At 39.6% G+C, this 17,039-nt stretch carries 19 protein-coding genes; 16 read left to right on the top strand and 3 right to left on the bottom strand.

Features of this window, described 5'->3' with window-relative positions; genetic code table 11:
- Window positions 1-5 precede the first annotated feature (5 nt).
- The 14 genes from ftsL (at window position 6) to dnaJ (ending at window position 13,656) form a co-directional block, all read left to right on the top strand.
- Window positions 6-323 carry a cell division protein FtsL gene (gene ftsL, locus AC3E9F_RS00500; RefSeq protein WP_263394029.1) on the top strand — a complete coding sequence of 106 codons (318 nt, stop codon included), beginning with the start codon at window positions 6-8 and terminating at the stop codon, window positions 321-323.
- Window positions 324-326: 3 nt separating this feature from the next.
- Entirely contained in the window at window positions 327-2,582 is a 2,256-nt protein-coding gene (gene pbp2x / locus AC3E9F_RS00505) for a penicillin-binding protein PBP2X (protein ID WP_490672670.1), read from the top strand.
- Window position 2,583: 1 nt separating this feature from the next.
- A complete protein-coding gene (gene mraY / locus AC3E9F_RS00510; protein ID WP_263394027.1) occupies window positions 2,584-3,564 on the top strand; it encodes a phospho-N-acetylmuramoyl-pentapeptide-transferase in 981 nt (326 codons plus the stop codon).
- A 129-nt stretch (window positions 3,565-3,693) separates the two neighbouring features.
- Window positions 3,694-4,215: an FUSC family protein gene (locus AC3E9F_RS00515; RefSeq protein ID WP_263394026.1), complete on the top strand. Its 522-nt coding sequence runs from the start codon at window positions 3,694-3,696 to the stop codon at window positions 4,213-4,215.
- Window positions 4,216-4,298: 83 nt separating this feature from the next.
- A complete protein-coding gene (glnR, locus tag AC3E9F_RS00520) occupies window positions 4,299-4,655 on the top strand; it encodes a transcriptional repressor GlnR (protein ID WP_000659542.1) in 357 nt (118 codons plus the stop codon).
- Window positions 4,656-4,690: 35 nt separating this feature from the next.
- Window positions 4,691-6,037 carry a type I glutamate--ammonia ligase gene (gene glnA / locus AC3E9F_RS00525; protein ID WP_263394025.1) on the top strand — a complete coding sequence of 449 codons (1,347 nt, stop codon included), beginning with the start codon at window positions 4,691-4,693 and terminating at the stop codon, window positions 6,035-6,037.
- Between the two features lie 119 nt (window positions 6,038-6,156).
- The gene (locus tag AC3E9F_RS00530) at window positions 6,157-6,477 is read left to right on the top strand and encodes a PadR family transcriptional regulator (protein ID WP_000423982.1); all 321 of its coding nucleotides are present in this window, start codon (window positions 6,157-6,159) and stop codon (window positions 6,475-6,477) included.
- Complete coding sequence (locus AC3E9F_RS00535; protein WP_045614548.1) at window positions 6,477-7,052, top strand: DUF2812 domain-containing protein; 576 nt, start codon at window positions 6,477-6,479, stop codon at window positions 7,050-7,052. The genes AC3E9F_RS00530 and AC3E9F_RS00535 overlap by 1 nt, the downstream gene beginning before the upstream one ends.
- Before the next feature lie 21 nt (window positions 7,053-7,073).
- Complete coding sequence (locus AC3E9F_RS00540) at window positions 7,074-7,586, top strand: DUF2812 domain-containing protein (protein WP_045614546.1); 513 nt, start codon at window positions 7,074-7,076, stop codon at window positions 7,584-7,586.
- A gap of 161 nt (window positions 7,587-7,747) precedes the next feature.
- A complete protein-coding gene (gene hrcA / locus AC3E9F_RS00545) occupies window positions 7,748-8,782 on the top strand; it encodes a heat-inducible transcriptional repressor HrcA (RefSeq protein WP_070677036.1) in 1,035 nt (344 codons plus the stop codon).
- Window positions 8,783-8,808: 26 nt separating this feature from the next.
- Window positions 8,809-9,324: a nucleotide exchange factor GrpE gene (gene grpE, locus AC3E9F_RS00550; protein WP_254733632.1), complete on the top strand. Its 516-nt coding sequence runs from the start codon at window positions 8,809-8,811 to the stop codon at window positions 9,322-9,324.
- Between the two features lie 264 nt (window positions 9,325-9,588).
- Window positions 9,589-11,412: a molecular chaperone DnaK gene (dnaK, locus tag AC3E9F_RS00555; protein ID WP_254733631.1), complete on the top strand. Its 1,824-nt coding sequence runs from the start codon at window positions 9,589-9,591 to the stop codon at window positions 11,410-11,412.
- A gap of 258 nt (window positions 11,413-11,670) precedes the next feature.
- A complete protein-coding gene (locus tag AC3E9F_RS00560) occupies window positions 11,671-12,303 on the top strand; it encodes a DJ-1/PfpI family protein (protein ID WP_263394024.1) in 633 nt (210 codons plus the stop codon).
- 216 nt (window positions 12,304-12,519) lie between these two features.
- Window positions 12,520-13,656 (top strand): molecular chaperone DnaJ, encoded by a 1,137-nt coding sequence (gene dnaJ / locus AC3E9F_RS00565; RefSeq protein ID WP_263394023.1) that lies wholly within the window; start codon window positions 12,520-12,522, stop codon window positions 13,654-13,656.
- A gap of 69 nt (window positions 13,657-13,725) precedes the next feature.
- Here the strand turns inward: dnaJ and AC3E9F_RS00570 are convergent, their stop codons facing one another.
- From AC3E9F_RS00570 to AC3E9F_RS00580, 3 genes are all read right to left on the bottom strand, one after another.
- Entirely contained in the window at window positions 13,726-14,367 is a 642-nt protein-coding gene (locus tag AC3E9F_RS00570; protein WP_263394022.1) for a hypothetical protein, read from the bottom strand.
- Window positions 14,368-14,450: 83 nt separating this feature from the next.
- Window positions 14,451-14,738, bottom strand: coding sequence for a hypothetical protein (locus tag AC3E9F_RS00575; RefSeq protein WP_004251799.1), 288 nt, complete (start codon window positions 14,736-14,738; stop codon window positions 14,451-14,453).
- A 9-nt stretch (window positions 14,739-14,747) separates the two neighbouring features.
- Entirely contained in the window at window positions 14,748-15,158 is a 411-nt protein-coding gene (locus AC3E9F_RS00580; RefSeq protein ID WP_490672671.1) for an HIT family protein, read from the bottom strand.
- Between the two features lie 67 nt (window positions 15,159-15,225).
- Between AC3E9F_RS00580 and AC3E9F_RS00585 the strand changes: the two genes are divergently transcribed.
- Window positions 15,226-15,957, top strand: coding sequence for an ABC transporter ATP-binding protein (locus AC3E9F_RS00585; protein WP_490672672.1), 732 nt, complete (start codon window positions 15,226-15,228; stop codon window positions 15,955-15,957).
- Complete coding sequence (locus AC3E9F_RS00590; RefSeq protein WP_490672673.1) at window positions 15,954-17,003, top strand: ABC transporter permease; 1,050 nt, start codon at window positions 15,954-15,956, stop codon at window positions 17,001-17,003. Before AC3E9F_RS00585 ends, AC3E9F_RS00590 begins: the two co-directional genes overlap by 4 nt.
- Window positions 17,004-17,039 lie beyond the last annotated feature (36 nt).

Raw genomic sequence — 17,039 nt, forward strand, 5'->3', positions numbered from 1 at the left:
AAACAATGGCAGAAACAAGAGGAACAACGAGCCAATTGCTACAAGCTCGTATTAAACAATTTTCACGTGTTGAAAAGGCCTTTTACCTTTCAATTGCCATCACAGCTCTTGTCTTAGCAATTAGTGTAGTCTATATGCAGACAAAACTTTTTCAGGTCCAGAGTGATTTGACAAGAGTCAATGCACAAATTGAAGAAAAAAAGACAGAGCTAGATGATGCCAAACAAGAAGTTAACGAATTAATCCGATCAGAACGTTTGACCGGAATTGCAAATTCACAAGACTTGCAATTGAATAATGAAAATATTCGATCGGCGGAGTAGTATATGAAATCCTGGAAAGAAAGAATCATACGCTTTGCCATTAAGAATCGTAAATCTCCAATGGAAAACCGCAGATTAGTAGGAAAGAATTTGAGCTTATTGGCTGTCTTTCTATTTGCTGTTTTTTTGGTTAATTTTGCGGTGATTATTGGTACAGGCACAAAATTTGGGGTCAATCTGGTTAAAGAAGCAAATAAAGTTCATCAAACGACTCTGACTGTTCCTGCTAAAAGAGGAACCATTTATGATCGTAATGGAACTCCCATAGCAGAAGATGCGACCTCTTATAATGTTTATGCTGTAATAGATAAAGAATATAAGTCCGCTAATGGTGATGTTCTTTATGTAGAAGAATCTCAGTACAATAAAGTGGCAGAAATTTTTCATAAATACTTAGATATGGAGGAGACTTACGTCAAAAATCAACTCTCTCAACCAAATCTCAAACAGGTTTCTTTTGGTGCTAAAGGGAATGGGATTACCTATGCTAATATGATGTCCATTAAACAGGACTTAGAATCTGCTAAGGTTGAGGGTATTAATTTTACGACTAGTCCAAATCGAAGTTATCCAAATGGGAAATTTGCCTCATCCTTTATTGGTTTAGCACAGTTACATGAAAATGAAGATGGCACGAAAAGTCTAATTGGGACATCGGGTATCGAGAGTTCCTTAAATAGTTTATTGGCAGGGACAGATGGTATTATTACTTATGAAAAAGACCGTCTAGGTAATATTGTTCCTGGTACAGAACAAGTCACCCAACAGACCGTAAACGGGAAAGACGTCTATACGACCCTATCTAGTCCTTTGCAGTCCTTTATGGAAAGTCAAATGGATGCCTTCCAAGAAAAACTAAAAGGCAAGTATATGAATGCGACCTTGGTTAGTGCCAAAACCGGAGAAATTCTTGCCACAACTCAAAGACCGACTTTTGATGCGAATACAAAAGAAGGCTTAACGGATGACTTTGTCTGGCGTGATATCCTTTACCAAAGTAACTATGAACCAGGTTCAACCATGAAGGTCATGACCTTAGCAGCAGCTATAGATAACAACACCTTCCCTGGTGGAGAATACTTTAATAGTAGCGAATTAAAAATAGCAGATGCGACTATCAGGGACTGGGATGTTAATGATGGCTTATCAGCAGGGAGTATAATGACTTACTTGCAAGGTTTTGCTCACTCAAGTAATGTGGGTATGACTTTGCTCCAACAAAAGATGGGGGATGCTACTTGGTTAGAATACCTCAATCGATTTAAGTTTGGAGTTCCAACCCGTTTTGGTATGCCTGATGAGTATGCTGGACAACTACCTGCAGATAACGTTGTTGATATTGCCATGAGTGCTTTTGGTCAAGGTATCTCTGTTACCCAAACCCAAATGCTCCGCGCTTTTACTGCCATTGCTAATGATGGGGTTATGCTAGAACCGAAGTTTATTAGTGCCCTCTATGATCCAAATGATCAGACTGTTCGTAAATCACAAAGAGAGGTTGTAGGGAATCCTGTTTCTAAAGAAACGGCTAGTTTGACTAGGGAAAACATGATTTTGGTTGGTACAGACCCTATTTATGGGACCATGTATAATCGTAATGATCATAAGCCAGTAATTACTGTTCCTGGTCAGAATGTTTCTGTCAAATCTGGAACAGCTCAAATTGCCGATGAGCAAAACGGAGGATATTTAGTTGGGAAAACCAATTATATCTTTTCTGTAGTAACCATGCATCCTTCTGAAAATCCAGACTTTATTCTTTACGTGACAGTTCAACAGCCAGAACACTTTTCTAACCCTTGGTTTGGAGAATTTGCTAATCCTATTCTTGAACGAGCTTCTGCCATGAAAGATATATTAAATCTCCAATCAACTGCTAAGAATTTAGACCAAATAACTACTACAACTAGTTATGCCATGCCTAGCATTAAGGACTCTAGCCCAGGAGATTTAGCTGAAGAACTCCGTCGTAACCTTGTACAACCAATTGTTATCGGTTCAGGAACAAAAATCAAGGACAGTTCAGTGGCAGAAGGAACAAATCTAGACGCTAATGAGCAAATCTTACTCCTTTCAGATAAGGTAGAAGAGATGCCTGACTTATATGGATGGTCTAAGAAAAATGTTGAAACCTTTGCCAAATGGCTGAATCTTGAAGTTGAATTTGAAGGTACAGGAGAAATTGTTAAAAAACAAAGTGTTCGTTCTAATACAGCTTTAAAAGATTTACAGAAAATAAAAATAACATTAGGAGATTAGAATGCTAGTTTCTATCTTTCCTGGAATCCTTACTTTTATTCTTACAGTGGTTGGAATTCCAGCTTTTATCCGTTTTTACCGTAAAGCACAAATTACTGGTCAACAGATGCATGAGGATGTGAAACAACACCAAGCAAAAGCTGGGACACCAACAATGGGAGGACTCGTCTTTCTTATAACAGGCGTTTTAGTTAGTTTAGTTCTTGCTCTTTTGACCAATCAACTAACGAATAATGTAGGAATGATCCTCTTTATCCTAGTCTTATATGGTTTGGTTGGTTTCTTAGATGATTTCCTCAAAGTTTTCCGTAAAATCAACGAAGGGCTCAATCCTAAACAAAAACTCTTGCTTCAGTTAGTAGGAGGAGTTATCTTCTATTTCTTTTATGAAAGAGGAGGAGATATCTTAAATATGTTTGGGTATCCATTGCACTTAGGATTTCTTTATATATTCTTTGCTCTCTTCTGGTTGGTTGGTTTTTCGAATGCGGTTAACTTGACTGACGGGATTGATGGCTTGGCAAGTATTTCAGTAGTGATTAGCTTATCTGCTTATGGAGTCATTGCTTATGTCCAAAACCAGTTGGATATCTTGCTAGTCATTACAGCTATGATTGGTGGTCTTCTCGGTTTCTTTGTCTTTAACCGTAAACCAGCAAGAGTATTCATGGGAGATGTGGGAAGCCTTGCTCTTGGAGGGATGTTGGCTGCAATTTCTATGGCGCTGCACCAAGAATGGACACTTCTCTTTATCGGTCTTGTTTATGTCTTTGAAACCACATCGGTTATGATGCAAGTTAGCTACTTTAAGTTGAGTGGTGGCAAACGTATCTTCCGAATGACACCAGTTCATCACCATTTTGAGTTGGGTGGCTTTTCTGGTAAAGGTCAATCCTGGAGTGAGTGGAAAGTCGATTTCTTCTTTTGGGGAGTTGGTTTACTTGCAAGTCTCCTAACTTTAGCTTTCATGTATTTGTTCTAAAAGAGAATATTGCAATAAAAAGAGAAGGACTTAGATCCTTCTCTTTTTATTTCCTGTTATTTTCAATTGATGAATCCTTTTCTCAAAAAAGTAAAATTATGGTAAAATGGAGAAAAGAAAGATGAGATTATGAGTTACTTTAAAAAATATACATTTGACAAATCTAAGTTTAAATTAGGAATGCGAACCTTTAAAACAGGAATTGCTGTTTTTTTGGTTCTCATGATTTTTGGCTTTTTTGGATGGAAGGGACTTCAAATCGGAGCATTAACAGCTGTTTTTAGCTTGAGAGAGGACTTTGATAAGAGTGTCCACTTTGGTACATCTCGTATTCTGGGAAATAGTATTGGTGGCTTTTTTGCTTTGATTTTCTTTCTCTTAAATAATCTTTTTCACGGCGCCTTCTGGGTAACCCTTCTTGTTGTTCCGATTTGCACCATGTTAACCATTATGACAAATGTTGCTATGAACAACAAGTCAGGGGTCATTGGAGGAGTTGCAGCTATGTTGATTATTACCCTATCAATCCCAACTGGTGAGACCGTTTTGTACGTATTTGCCCGAGTTTTTGAAACATTTATGGGTGTTTTCGTGGCAATTCTAGTCAATTACGATATCGATCGTTTACGGAGCCTTTTGCAGAAAAAATAAAAATTATGTCATAAGATATGACATAAACAATTGACGATTGAATTTTTTTAGACTATAATAGACAGAAAGAAGAGGAAGTGCACATGAAGGAAAAAGAATTTCGTCGCAATATGGCAGTTTTCCCCATTGGCAGTGTTATGAAGTTGACCGATCTTTCAGCGCGTCAAATTCGTTATTATGAAGATCAAGAGTTGATAAAACCTGATCGAAACGAAGGTAATCGCCGGATGTATTCTTTAAATGATATGGATCGGTTGCTTGAGATTAAGGACTATATCTCTGAAGGCCTCAACATTGCTGCTATCAAGAAAAAATATGCCGAACGTGAGGCGAAAGCTAAAAAACCTGTCAGTCAAACTGAGGTGCGCCGAGCACTTCGGAATGAAGTTCTTCAACAAAGTCGCTTTGCTTCTCAACAATCACCTTTTGGTCGCGGTTAGGCAACCGCAAGTCGTCATATATAAGGAGAAAAACCATGCCAATCACAGCTGCAGATATTCGTCGTGAAGTTAAGGAAAAAAATGTAACCTTTATCCGTCTCATGTTTTCAGATATTTTGGGAACCATGAAAAACGTCGAAATTCCTGCTACAGATGAACAACTAGACAAGGTCTTGTCAAACAAGGCTATGTTTGATGGATCTTCTATTGAAGGGTTTGTTCGTATCAATGAATCAGATATGTACTTGTACCCTGACCTGGACACATGGACTGTCTTCCCTTGGGGAGATGAGAACGGTAGTGTCGCAGGATTGATCTGTGATGTCTATACAACAGAAGGAGAACCGTTTGCAGGGGACCCTCGTGGCAATCTTAAACGAGCACTTCGCCACATGGAAGAACTTGGATTCAAGTCTTTCAACCTTGGACCAGAGCCAGAATTCTTCCTATTTAAATTAGATGAAAATGGAGATCCAACTCTCGAGGTAAATGACAAGGGTGGTTACTTTGACTTGGCACCTACAGACCTTGCGGACAATACACGTCGTGAAATTGTGAATGTCTTGACCAAGATGGGATTTGAAGTAGAAGCCAGTCACCACGAAGTTGCCGTAGGGCAACATGAGATTGACTTTAAGTACGATGAAGTTCTTCGTGCTTGTGACAAGATTCAAATCTTTAAACTCGTTGTAAAAACAATTGCACGTAAACATGGTTTGTATGCAACCTTTATGGCTAAACCAAAATTCGGTATCGCTGGTTCAGGGATGCACTGCAATATGTCCTTGTTTGATGCGGAAGGCAACAATGCCTTCTTTGATCCAAATGATCCAAAAGGGATGCAGTTATCAGAAACAGCCTATCATTTCCTTGGTGGTTTGATCAAGCATGCCTACAACTACACAGCTATCATGAACCCGACCGTTAACTCATACAAACGTTTGGTTCCAGGGTATGAAGCACCTGTTTACATCGCTTGGGCTGGTCGTAACCGTTCACCGTTGGTGCGCGTTCCTGCTACTCGTGGAATGGGAACACGTTTGGAATTGCGCTCAGTAGACCCAATGGCAAACCCATATATCGCAATGGCTGTTCTTTTGGAAGTTGGTTTGCACGGTATTGAAAACAAAATCGAAGCACCAGCGCCAATCGAAGAAAACATCTATATCATGACTGCAGAAGAGCGTAAAGAGGCTGGTATCACAGACCTTCCATCAACTCTTCACAACGCTTTGAAGGCCATGACAGAAGACGAAGTGGTTAAAGCAGCTCTAGGTGAACACATCTACACTAGCTTCCTTGAAGCCAAACGAATTGAGTGGGCAAGCTATGCAACCTTCGTTTCACAATGGGAAATTGATAACTACCTAGATCTATACTAATGATAAATCAGAAAGATTGTCCGTGAGGACAATCTTTTTTTCTTGCATTTTATATCGAGGTGTGATATATTTTATATAACGAGGTGCGATATATCGAACTGAATAGGAGGTCTGATTAAATGGAATTAACAGATAAGATTAGGCGGGTTTACCTTCCCATGACTGAAACGGGTTTTTATATTCTGTTCTGTCTGCAAAAGGAGAACCATGGTTATGGTATTACACAAAAGGTCAAAGAGATGACAGATTCGCAAGTATCCATTAGTCCTGGAACTATGTATGGAACCCTATCGAAGATGGAAAAGGATGGTTTGGTTTCCTTTGTCCGAGAAGAGGAGAAACGTAAAATCTATCAGATAACAGACTTGGGCCGAAAAGTTTTAGAGATTGAGTTGAAACGTATTGAGCGGCTCTATAGAAACAGTCGGGAGGAGCTTTGATGGAAAAGAAAGTTGTTTATAGAATTGCTACCATTGCGGATTATGATAGAGAAGCTCTCTATCTCGGAGAAATGCATGCTCAGGGCTGGAAACTTAAGGAAGTAAGTTATTCTAACTTAGTAGTTGCGGTTAAGTATACTTTTGAAAAGTGCCAACCGGAGCAGGTGGTTTATCAGTTGGACTTTTATCCTATGAAAAAGTCAGAGAGAGCTTCCTATTTACAACTATTTAAAGATTGTGGCTGGGAGCATATTACAGACTTTAATGGTTTTTCCTACTTTAGAAAGCTTTATTCTGGAGTTGAGTCGGATGCCGAGTTTGAAATTTATAATGACGCGACAGGGAAGTTAGCAATGGTCAAGAAGATTTTAACAATGCGGATGCTTCCTATTTTGCTTCTCTTTTCAGCTCTACTACCGATTTTCTCAAAGTTTGTCAGTGGAGGTAGTTCTTTCAGTTGGGGAATGTTTTTGATTGTTATCATAGACTGTACTTTATTGATAGTTTTCGCGATTCAGATTTCTTATATTTTTTGGAGATTGTTTCAAAAGTGGAGAGAATTATCTGATAAATAAAACCATTTTGGAGGTTAGACAATGAAAAGCAAAGTACAATTTCGAATGTTTACCATTTTTGATTTGGATAAGGTAGAAGATTATTTGCATGAGATGCATTTGAAAGGTTGGAAATTTAAAGCCAATCGTTTTGGCTTTTTCTATTTTGAACCATGCCGATCAGATGATGTAATTTACCGTGTGTGGAATACTAGCTACCTTAGAAAAAATGAGATAGATTTACAAAGTATTAAGGATAGAGGATGGGAATTTGTGGAAAATTGTTCTTATACTGTTTTTCGAAAAGCAACTTGTGATGTAGATTCAAATGATCAATCATTCATGGACGATCGTCTTCGATGGGCTGATGTGAAATCTAGACTTCGTATATCTACAGTTTCTATCTCTGGCGGTCTAGTTGTTTGTATGAGCCTGTTTCGCGAAAGTCTCTCTCAGTCTTTCTTCCTTATTTTTGCCCTTTATGCCCTCATGATTTCTTACCTAATCTATAGTTTTTACAGACTTAAAAAGAAATATCTTGAGAATGTAAGATGATTTTCTAGGACCTCAGACTGATTTTTAGCACTCTTGGCAAAAGAGTGCTAATTTTTTGAGTTTTTGTCTTGACATTCTTTTCTAAGGGTGTATAATAGAATCATAAGTTAGCACTTGGATACGTCGAGTGCTAAAAAGATCTATCAGAGAGGAGTGACGAGATGGTTACAGAACGTCAGCAGAATATTTTAAATCTGATTATTGACATCTTTACCAAAACGCACGAACCTGTTGGATCTAAGGCCTTGCAAGAGACTATCAACTCAAGTAGTGCTACCATTCGAAATGATATGGCAGCTCTAGAAAAGCAAGGTTTGCTTGAAAAGGCTCATACTTCCAGTGGTCGGATGCCGAGTGTGGCTGGTTTTCAATATTATGTCAAACACTCCTTATCCTTCGACCGTTTAGCTGAGAATCAAGTTTATGAGATTGTAAAAGCCTTTGATCAGGAATTCTTCAAACTTGAGGATATTCTTCAAGAGGCAACTAGAATCTTGACAGACTTGAGTGGTTGTACGGTTGTTGCACTGGATGTAGAACCAAGTAGACAGAAGCTAACAGCTTTTGATATTGTTGTCCTCGGGCAACATACAGCTCTTGCTGTTTTTACGCTTGATGAGTCTAGAACAGTTACCAGTCAGTTTTTGATTCCGAGAAATTTCTTGCAGGAGGATTTAAATCGCCTCAAGACCATGATTCAAGAACGTTTCCTGGATCAGACTGTTTTGGATATTCACTACAAGATTCGGACAGAGATTCCGCAAATTATCCAACGTTACTTCACAACAACGGATAATGTTATGGATCTTATTGAGCATATCTTCAAAGAAATGTTCAATGAAAATATCGTGGTTTCTGGCAAAGTCAATCTTTTGAATTTCGCTAATTTAGCGGCCTATCAATTCTTTGATCAGCCACAAAAGGTAGCTTTGGAAATTCGAGAAAATCTGATTGGTGACCAGATGCAAAGTGTCCGAGTTGCGGATAGCCAAGAATCCTGTTTAGCTGACTTAGCAGTGATTAGCAGTAAGTTCCTGATTCCCTATCGTGGATTTGGAATCCTTGCGATTATAGGTCCGGTCAATCTGGATTATCAACAATTGGTCAATCAACTCAATGTAGTTAATCGAGTTTTGACTATGAAGTTGACGGATTTTTACCGCTACCTCAGCAGTAATCACTATGAAGTGAATTGAGATTGAAATCATTAAAGGAGGCGAAAATGGCCCAAGATATAAATAATAAAGAAGTAAAAGAAGAGGAAGTTGTTGAATCAGTAGAAGAAACAACTCCTGAGAAGTCTGAATTGGACTTGGCAAATGAACGTGCCGAAGAGTTTGAAAACAAATACCTTCGTGCTCATGCAGAAATGCAAAACATTCAGCGACGTGCCAACGAAGAACGCCAACTCTTGCAACGCTATCGCAGTCAAGATTTGGCAAAAGCAATCTTGCCATCATTGGACAACCTAGAACGTGCCCTTGCTGTTGAAGGGCTGACAGATGATGTGAAGAAGGGCTTGGAAATGGTCCAAGAAAGTTTGGTACATGCTCTGAAAGAAGAAGGAATTGAAGAAATTCCAGCGGACGGTGAATTTGACCATAACTACCATATGGCTATTCAAACAGTTCCAGCTGATGATGAGCATCCAGCAGACACCATCGCACAAGTCTTCCAAAAAGGCTACAAACTCCATGACCGCATCCTAAGACCGGCTATGGTAGTAGTTTATAACTAGGCAATAGAGCTTAAAAAAACCTTGTCCGAAACGACATTAAACTATGAAAGAAAGATAAACAATGGTTCAGCTTTACCAATAGTGAGCGAAGCGAACCAAAGGCGGTACTCTTCGCCGTGGCGTTATTTGCGCAAATTTTGAGACCTTAGGCTCAAAGTTTAGTCAAAGAGATTAACGAAGTTAAGCTCTGACGGCGCCGCCACCTAAGAAGAGTATCAAAAAGAAAAATCAAAAATAGAATATAAAATTTAAGGAGAAAAACACATGTCTAAAATTATCGGTATTGACTTAGGTACAACAAACTCAGCAGTTGCAGTTCTTGAAGGAACTGAATCAAAAATCATCGCAAACCCAGAAGGAAACCGCACAACTCCATCTGTAGTTTCTTTCAAAAACGGTGAAATCATCGTTGGTGACGCTGCAAAACGTCAAGCAGTAACAAATCCAGATACAGTTATCTCTATCAAATCTAAGATGGGTACTTCTGAAAAAGTTTCTGCAAACGGTAAAGAATACACACCACAAGAAATCTCAGCTATGATTCTTCAATACTTGAAAGGTTACGCTGAAGAATACCTTGGTGAAAAAGTAACCAAGACTGTTATCACAGTTCCAGCTTACTTTAACGATGCTCAACGTCAAGCGACTAAAGACGCTGGTAAAATCGCTGGTCTTGAAGTAGAACGTATCGTCAACGAACCAACTGCAGCAGCTCTTGCTTACGGTTTGGATAAGACTGACAAAGAAGAAAAAATCTTGGTATTCGACCTTGGTGGTGGTACATTCGACGTATCTATCCTTGAATTGGGTGATGGTGTCTTTGATGTATTGGCAACTGCAGGGGATAACAAACTCGGTGGTGACGACTTTGACCAAAAAATCATCGACTACTTAGTAGCAGAATTCAAGAAAGAAAATGGTATCGACTTGTCAAACGACAAGATGGCTCTTCAACGTTTGAAAGACGCAGCTGAAAAAGCTAAGAAAGACCTTTCTGGAGTGACTTCAACTCAAATCAGCTTGCCATTTATCACTGCTGGTGAGGCTGGACCTCTTCACTTGGAAATGACTTTGACTCGTGCTAAATTCGACGATTTGACTCGTGACCTTGTAGAACGTACAAAAGTTCCAGTTCGTCAAGCCCTTTCAGATGCAGGTTTGAGCTTGTCAGATATTGACGAAGTCATCCTTGTCGGTGGTTCAACTCGTATCCCTGCCGTTGTTGAAGCTGTTAAAGCTGAAACTGGTAAAGAACCAAACAAATCAGTAAACCCTGATGAAGTTGTTGCTATGGGTGCTGCCATCCAAGGTGGTGTTATCACTGGTGATGTCAAAGACGTTGTCCTTCTTGACGTAACACCATTGTCACTTGGTATCGAAACAATGGGTGGTGTCTTTACAAAACTCATCGACCGCAACACTACAATTCCAACATCTAAATCACAAGTCTTCTCAACTGCAGCAGACAACCAACCAGCCGTTGATATCCACGTTCTTCAAGGGGAACGCCCAATGGCAGCAGATAACAAGACTCTCGGACGTTTCCAATTGACAGATATCCCAGCTGCACCTCGTGGTATCCCACAAATCGAAGTAACATTCGACATCGATAAGAACGGTATCGTATCTGTTAAAGCCAAAGATCTAGGAACTCAAAAAGAACAAACAATTGTTATCCAATCTAACTCAGGTTTGACAGACGAAGAAATCGACCGCATGATGAAAGATGCAGAAGCAAACGCTGAAGCAGATAAGAAACGTAAAGAAGAAGTTGACCTTCGTAACGAAGTAGACCAAGCTATCTTTGCGACTGAAAAGACAATCAAGGAAACTGAAGGCAAAGGCTTTGATGCAGAACGTGATGCTGCCCAAGCTGCACTTGATGAGCTTAAGAAAGCCCAAGAAGACAACAACTTGGACGAAATGAAAGCAAAACTTGAAGCCTTGAACGAAAAAGCTCAAGGACTTGCTGTGAAACTTTACGAACAAGCTGCAGCAGCGCAACAAGCTCAAGCAGGAGCAGAAGGCGCACAAGCAACAGGAAACGCAGGCGATGACGTCGTAGACGGAGAGTTTACGGAAAAATAAGATGTTGAGGCGTTTAAAAAACGAAAGAAAAATAGGAAGCCATCGCCTTGTGCGATGCACAAAAGATGGCTTATCTTTTTTCCGAAGTTTTTAGCCGAAACTCAGTTAAGCCTAACTCGTTAAGAATGACTAATCACTAAAGTGGTTGTTATTCTACGGCAATTGCTATGACGACTTGCCTGAGCGTCGTAATGATAAGAAGAAATCCAGAGGTTGCAACCCAGCCTCTGTTTTTCGGTAAAATAGAGGATGTTGCGTATGAAAAAAGTACTTTGTATCATTTATCCTAATTTTTCTCTTTATGAGATAACCACTTTAACGAGTACTTTAGCTCTGTCTTTTGATATCACGATTGATTATGTAGCTTCTGAGCATTCAATGGTGGTTTCTGAGGATGGCTTGCCTTGTCAACCGACGAAAACATTGGATCAAATCCGTATAGAAGAGTATTCTTGTGTGATTTTGCCAGGAATGGTAAATATAGGTCCTGCTCTACAAGATGAGAAATTGATCTCGTTTTTGAGGGATCTTGGTGAGCAAGATATCCTAATTACAGCCATTTCTTCAGCGCCTCTTTTATTAGCGAAGGCAGGTCTGTTGAAGGACACGAAATTTACAGGTGGAATTTGGCAAAACTTCTTTGATTATTTTGAATTTCTTCCACGTGAAAATTTCCAACCGAAAGTTCTTGTCCAAGATAAACAAATCATTACGGCTATCGGTTTTGCACATCAAGAGTTTGCAAGGAAAGTGATACTAAGTCTAGGGTTGGCAGAGAATACGGACAACTATTTTAAAGAACAAAACGAGTATGCTGAAGAGGATTTGATATTTACTCTATCAGATGAAGAGTTTGATCAAGTGAAGCAGAGTATAGAAAACAGCCTCTAAAGATTTACATAAAAATTATAGAAAGGGACAAAGAGTGTTCGCAACTGAACACGGATTCCAAAATTTCTAATTTAATATAAAAGAAAGGAACAAAGAGCATTCGGGGAATTGAACTCGAGCGGAAAGCTTGGAAATTAGATAAACCTCCTAAGAAATCAGGATTTCTTGTCGGTTTCCTAAATTTCAGTCGCTTTCTGTTCGCTCTTAGTATCTTGTATGAACAATACTGAATTTTATGACCGTTTGGGCGTTTCGAAGAATGCATCTCAAGATGAGATCAAGAAAGCCTATCGGAAATTATCGAAGAAATATCACCCAGATATCAACAAAGAACCTGGTGCTGAGGAAAAGTACAAGGAAGTTCAAGAAGCCTATGAGACTTTGAGCGATGAACAGAAACGGGCTGCCTATGACCAATACGGTGCGGCTGGAGCCAACGGTGGCTTTGGTGGTGCAGGTGGTTTCGGTGGCTTCGATGGTGCAGGTGGTTTTGGTGGATTTGAAGATATCTTCTCAAGTTTTTTCGGCGGAGGCGGTTCTTCTCGCAATCCAAACGCTCCTCGTCAAGGTGATGACCTCCAGTATCGCGTCAATTTGACTTTTGAAGAAGCCATCTTTGGTACTGAAAAAGAAGTCAAATACAATCGTGAATCAAGCTGTCGTACTTGTAACGGATCAGGTGCTAAGCCTGGAACAAGTCCAGTTACTTGTGGACGCTGTCACGGTTCTGGTGTTATCAATGTCGATACTCAAACACCGCTTGGTATGATGCGTCGCCAAGTAACCTGTGATGTCTGTCATGGTCGCGGAAAAGAAATCAAAGATCCATGTACAACCTGTCATGGAACAGGTCATGAAAAACAAGCCCACAGTGTCCACGTAAAAATTCCAGCAGGTGTCGAAACTGGTCAACAAATTCGTCTAGCTGGTCAAGGTGAGGCAGGCTTTAACGGCGGTCCTTATGGAGACTTGTATGTAGTAGTTTCTGTAGAAGCCAGCGATAAATTTGAACGTGAAGGAACAACTATTTTCTACAAGTTAAACCTCAACATCGTCCAAGCAGCTCTCGGTGATACTGTCGATATCCCAACCGTTCACGGTGATGTTGAATTGGTGATTCCAGAGGGAACTCAAACCGGTAAACGATTCCGTTTGCGTGGCAAGGGAGCTCCTAGTCTTCGTGGTGGTGTTGTTGGTGACCAATACGTGACTGTTAATGTCGTGACTCCAACAGGCTTAAACGAACGACAAAAAGCAGCTTTGAAAGAATTCGCAGCTGCAGGTGATTTGAAAGTAAATCCAAAGAAAAAAGGCTTCTTTGACCATATAAAAGATGCCTTTGAGGGTGAATAAAAAAAAGAGCCATAAGGCTCTTTTTTTGTTTGTAGTTAGTAACGGAACAAAGATTCTCTGACTGATCTGCTATTCAGAACTTTGGCTGAACAAGCCAGCTTCATCCATTTTCTGGATGAGTTGCTTGAGTTCCGCTTCTTTACCAGGTTTCACGGTGACAGTATCAATATGCTTAATCGCCGAATTATCCTGAATATCTACCAAGGTCAAAGCTTTTTCATAGAATGCGACACCCTTTTTTAGGCTCTCCTGATCCTTCCAATATAGAATTGAGTAATTAGGATTTGGTTTCTTTCCGATTTCCTGTAAATAATTCCTACTTTCCTTCTCTAAAAATTGCAATAAACCGTGATTGAACAAGTTATCCCCTACTTTATAGTAAGAAATATCTCCTGTCTGTAGGACATAGACTTTGAGTCGGTTTTTAGTGAGGTTTGGACTTTCTTTCAGGACAGGGTGGCTATTGATGACCTCATCTGAGAAAGTCACATAAAAATTTAAGCCTCCACCCTCGAATTCATAGTGTCCATCTGATTCTACTTTTTCAGGAGGTAGGTCAAGGGAGATAAAGATTTGTTTTAAGTCTTCATTCCCTTTTCGGATGTCACTTGATGAAGCCTTGAAAAGATTGGCCACTAGTAGAAATGCTAGGGTTGCAAGAAGGCAGAGGCCACCAGAAATAATCAAGATGACTTTTAAAAACAGTTTCATTTTTAGTCCCTCCCTTTTCTGTTAGGATCTGGTAATCCAAGATGAATTTAAGGGGATATAAGTAAAGTTGGATGCTTTCTTTTTTAGTTTTCTTCAGTTTCTCGTAGTTCTTTTATCACAGCAAGTCTTGCTTGGAGGTCTTTTTCTAAGACTTTAAATTTGTAAGTGAGGTCTTCTTGGTATTCTTTGATGACTTCTTTTTGTTGATTGATAATTTGTAAGCTATTTTGGATAACATCTAAATCACCTTTGATTGCTTCAACGCGATCAGTTGTATCTAAAACTTCTTCAGTGATAACTTCACGATTTTTAACGAGGAGGTAAGATCCAACTGCAGAGCCTGCAAAAAGTAGTAAATTTGATAGTTTCATAGGAACTCCTTAAGCGTTTTTGATAGTTTCAGCGACTTTGGCAAGTTTGTCAAAGTCAGGTTCATGGGCGACAAAGTCAATCTTGAGGTCATCCTCGGCACCATAGCGAGGGACGAGGTGGACATGGGTATGAAAGACTGTTTGTCCAGCGACTTCTTCGCAGTTAGCGATGATATTCATACCATCAGCTTGGGTAGCCTTCATGACTTTTTGAGCAATGACTGGAATCTTAGCAAAGAGTTGACTAGCACTCGCAGCATCCATCTCTAAAAGGTTGCGATAGTGTTCTTTAGGTACGACCAAGGTATGACCTGGGGTAACTTGGGAAATATCGAGGAAGGCAAGGACTTGTTCATCTTCATAAACCTTTGATGCAGGGATTTCTCCTGCTAAAATCTTACAAAAAATACAATCTGACATAAAAACCACCTCTAGTGTATTGAATTTTGATATAATATAGCTACATTATACCAGATTCGGAGAAAATATGTTAGAAATTAAAAACCTGACAGGAGGCTATGTTCACGTACCTGTCTTGAAGGATGTATCTTTTTCAGTTGAGAGTGGACAGTTGGTCGGTTTGATTGGCTTAAATGGTGCTGGTAAATCAACTACTATCAATGAAATTATTGGCCTCTTGACACCCTATAGTGGAGAGATAAAGATTGACGGATTGACTCTAGGAGAGGATGCTACGAGCTATCGCAAGAAAATTGGTTATATCCCTGAAACTCCTAGCTTGTATGAAGAATTGACTCTCAGAGAGCATATTGAGATAGTTGCTATGGCCTATGGTATCGAGCAAAATCTAGCTTTTGAACGTGTAGAGCCGCTTTTAAAAATGTTCCGTTTGGATCAAAAATTGGATTGGTTTCCAGTTCATTTTTCCAAAGGGATGAAGCAAAAGGTTATGATTATCTGTGCCTTTGTCGTGGATCCTAGTCTCTTTATCGTAGACGAACCTTTCCTTGGCCTCGACCCCTTGGCGATTTCAGATTTGATTCAACTTTTAGAAGCGGAAAAGAAAAAAGGAAAGTCTATCCTTATGAGTACCCACGTTCTTGATTCTGCTGAAAAGATGTGTGACTCTTTTGTCATTCTTCACAAAGGTCAAGTAAGAGCCAAAGGAAATCTCCAACAGCTCCGAGAAGCCTTTGATATGCCAGAAGCAAGCCTCAATGATATCTATTTGGCTCTGACCAAAGAGGAGGAGTTATGAAGGACTTGTTTTTAAAACGAAAGCAGGAATTTCGCAAGGAATGCTTGGGCTATCTCCGTTATGTGCTCAATGACCATTTTGTCTTATTTTTGTTGGTGTTGTTAGGATTTTTGGCCTACCAGTACAACCAGTTGCTCCAACACTTTCCTGAGAATCATTTCCCAATCCTAATTTTGATTGGGATGATATCTATTTTACTTTTGCTTTGGGGTGGTATTGCGACCTATCTAGAAGTGCCTGACAAACTATTTCTTTTAGTTGCTGAAGAAGAAGTGAGAGAACACATCCAGAAGCAGAGTCTGATTTCTTTCATCTTTTGGGTCAGTGTACAGACTCTCTTTTTGCTCCTGTTTGCGCCTTTATTCTTAGCCATGGGTCTTGGTTTGCCGTTTTTTGGAGTCTATCTCCTTGTCTTGGGGATAGTAAAATATGTGATTTTTCGCCAAAAGTCTAGCAACTTTTTCCTTGGAAATGGACTTGACTGGGATTATGTAATTGCACAAGAAAGTAAACGTAAGCAGTTTTTGCTTCGATTCTTTGCCCTCTTTACACAGGTCAAGGGGATTTCAAATAGTGTTAAGCGCCGAGCTTATCTGGACTTTATTCTCAAGGGAGTTCAGAAAGTACCAGGGAAAATCTGGCAGAACCTCTATCTTCGTTCCTATCTGAGAAATGGAGATTTATTCGCCCTTAGTCTGCGGCTCATAATCCTATCTTTGGCCGCTCTCATCTTCATTGAGCAATCTTGGATTGCAGTCGCAATTGTAATTTTATTCAATTATCTTTTGTTATTCCAACTTCTAGCCCTCTATCATGTCTTTGACTATCAATATTTGACGCAATTATTCCCAGTAGGTAAGGGGCAAAAAGAGAAAGGCTTGAAGGAAATTTTGAGAGCGATTGGGGTCTTTGTATTAATCTTGGAAAGTCTCATAGGATTGCTTGTTTTTAAGGACAAAATTCTTGTTCTAGCACTTGTGGGAGCAAGTCTTGTCTTGCAATTTCTTTATTTGCCGTATCAACTGAGAAGATTGGTTGACGAATAGCATAAAAATTAGTAGAATAATAAGGAAACTTTATTC

Source organism: Streptococcus sp. SCPM-O-B-15277 (M60) (assembly GCF_058200335.1).

Bases quoted from the DNA above. Each gene is read 5' to 3' on its own strand.
- ftsL (WP_263394029.1), top strand. From the start codon at position 6: ATGGCAGAAACAAGAGGAACAACGAGCCAATTGCTACAAGCTCGTATT.
- pbp2x (WP_490672670.1), top strand. From the start codon at position 327: ATGAAATCCTGGAAAGAAAGAATCATACGCTTTGCCATTAAGAATCGT.
- mraY (WP_263394027.1), top strand. From the start codon at position 2,584: ATGCTAGTTTCTATCTTTCCTGGAATCCTTACTTTTATTCTTACAGTG.
- AC3E9F_RS00515 (WP_263394026.1), top strand. From the start codon at position 3,694: ATGAGTTACTTTAAAAAATATACATTTGACAAATCTAAGTTTAAATTA.
- glnR (WP_000659542.1), top strand. From the start codon at position 4,299: ATGAAGGAAAAAGAATTTCGTCGCAATATGGCAGTTTTCCCCATTGGC.
- glnA (WP_263394025.1), top strand. From the start codon at position 4,691: ATGCCAATCACAGCTGCAGATATTCGTCGTGAAGTTAAGGAAAAAAAT.
- AC3E9F_RS00530 (WP_000423982.1), top strand. From the start codon at position 6,157: ATGGAATTAACAGATAAGATTAGGCGGGTTTACCTTCCCATGACTGAA.
- AC3E9F_RS00535 (WP_045614548.1), top strand. From the start codon at position 6,477: ATGGAAAAGAAAGTTGTTTATAGAATTGCTACCATTGCGGATTATGAT.
- AC3E9F_RS00540 (WP_045614546.1), top strand. From the start codon at position 7,074: ATGAAAAGCAAAGTACAATTTCGAATGTTTACCATTTTTGATTTGGAT.
- hrcA (WP_070677036.1), top strand. From the start codon at position 7,748: ATGGTTACAGAACGTCAGCAGAATATTTTAAATCTGATTATTGACATC.
- grpE (WP_254733632.1), top strand. From the start codon at position 8,809: ATGGCCCAAGATATAAATAATAAAGAAGTAAAAGAAGAGGAAGTTGTT.
- dnaK (WP_254733631.1), top strand. From the start codon at position 9,589: ATGTCTAAAATTATCGGTATTGACTTAGGTACAACAAACTCAGCAGTT.
- AC3E9F_RS00560 (WP_263394024.1), top strand. From the start codon at position 11,671: ATGAAAAAAGTACTTTGTATCATTTATCCTAATTTTTCTCTTTATGAG.
- dnaJ (WP_263394023.1), top strand. From the start codon at position 12,520: ATGAACAATACTGAATTTTATGACCGTTTGGGCGTTTCGAAGAATGCA.
- AC3E9F_RS00570 (WP_263394022.1), bottom strand. From the start codon at position 14,367: ATGAAACTGTTTTTAAAAGTCATCTTGATTATTTCTGGTGGCCTCTGC.
- AC3E9F_RS00575 (WP_004251799.1), bottom strand. From the start codon at position 14,738: ATGAAACTATCAAATTTACTACTTTTTGCAGGCTCTGCAGTTGGATCT.
- AC3E9F_RS00580 (WP_490672671.1), bottom strand. From the start codon at position 15,158: ATGTCAGATTGTATTTTTTGTAAGATTTTAGCAGGAGAAATCCCTGCA.
- AC3E9F_RS00585 (WP_490672672.1), top strand. From the start codon at position 15,226: ATGTTAGAAATTAAAAACCTGACAGGAGGCTATGTTCACGTACCTGTC.
- AC3E9F_RS00590 (WP_490672673.1), top strand. From the start codon at position 15,954: ATGAAGGACTTGTTTTTAAAACGAAAGCAGGAATTTCGCAAGGAATGC.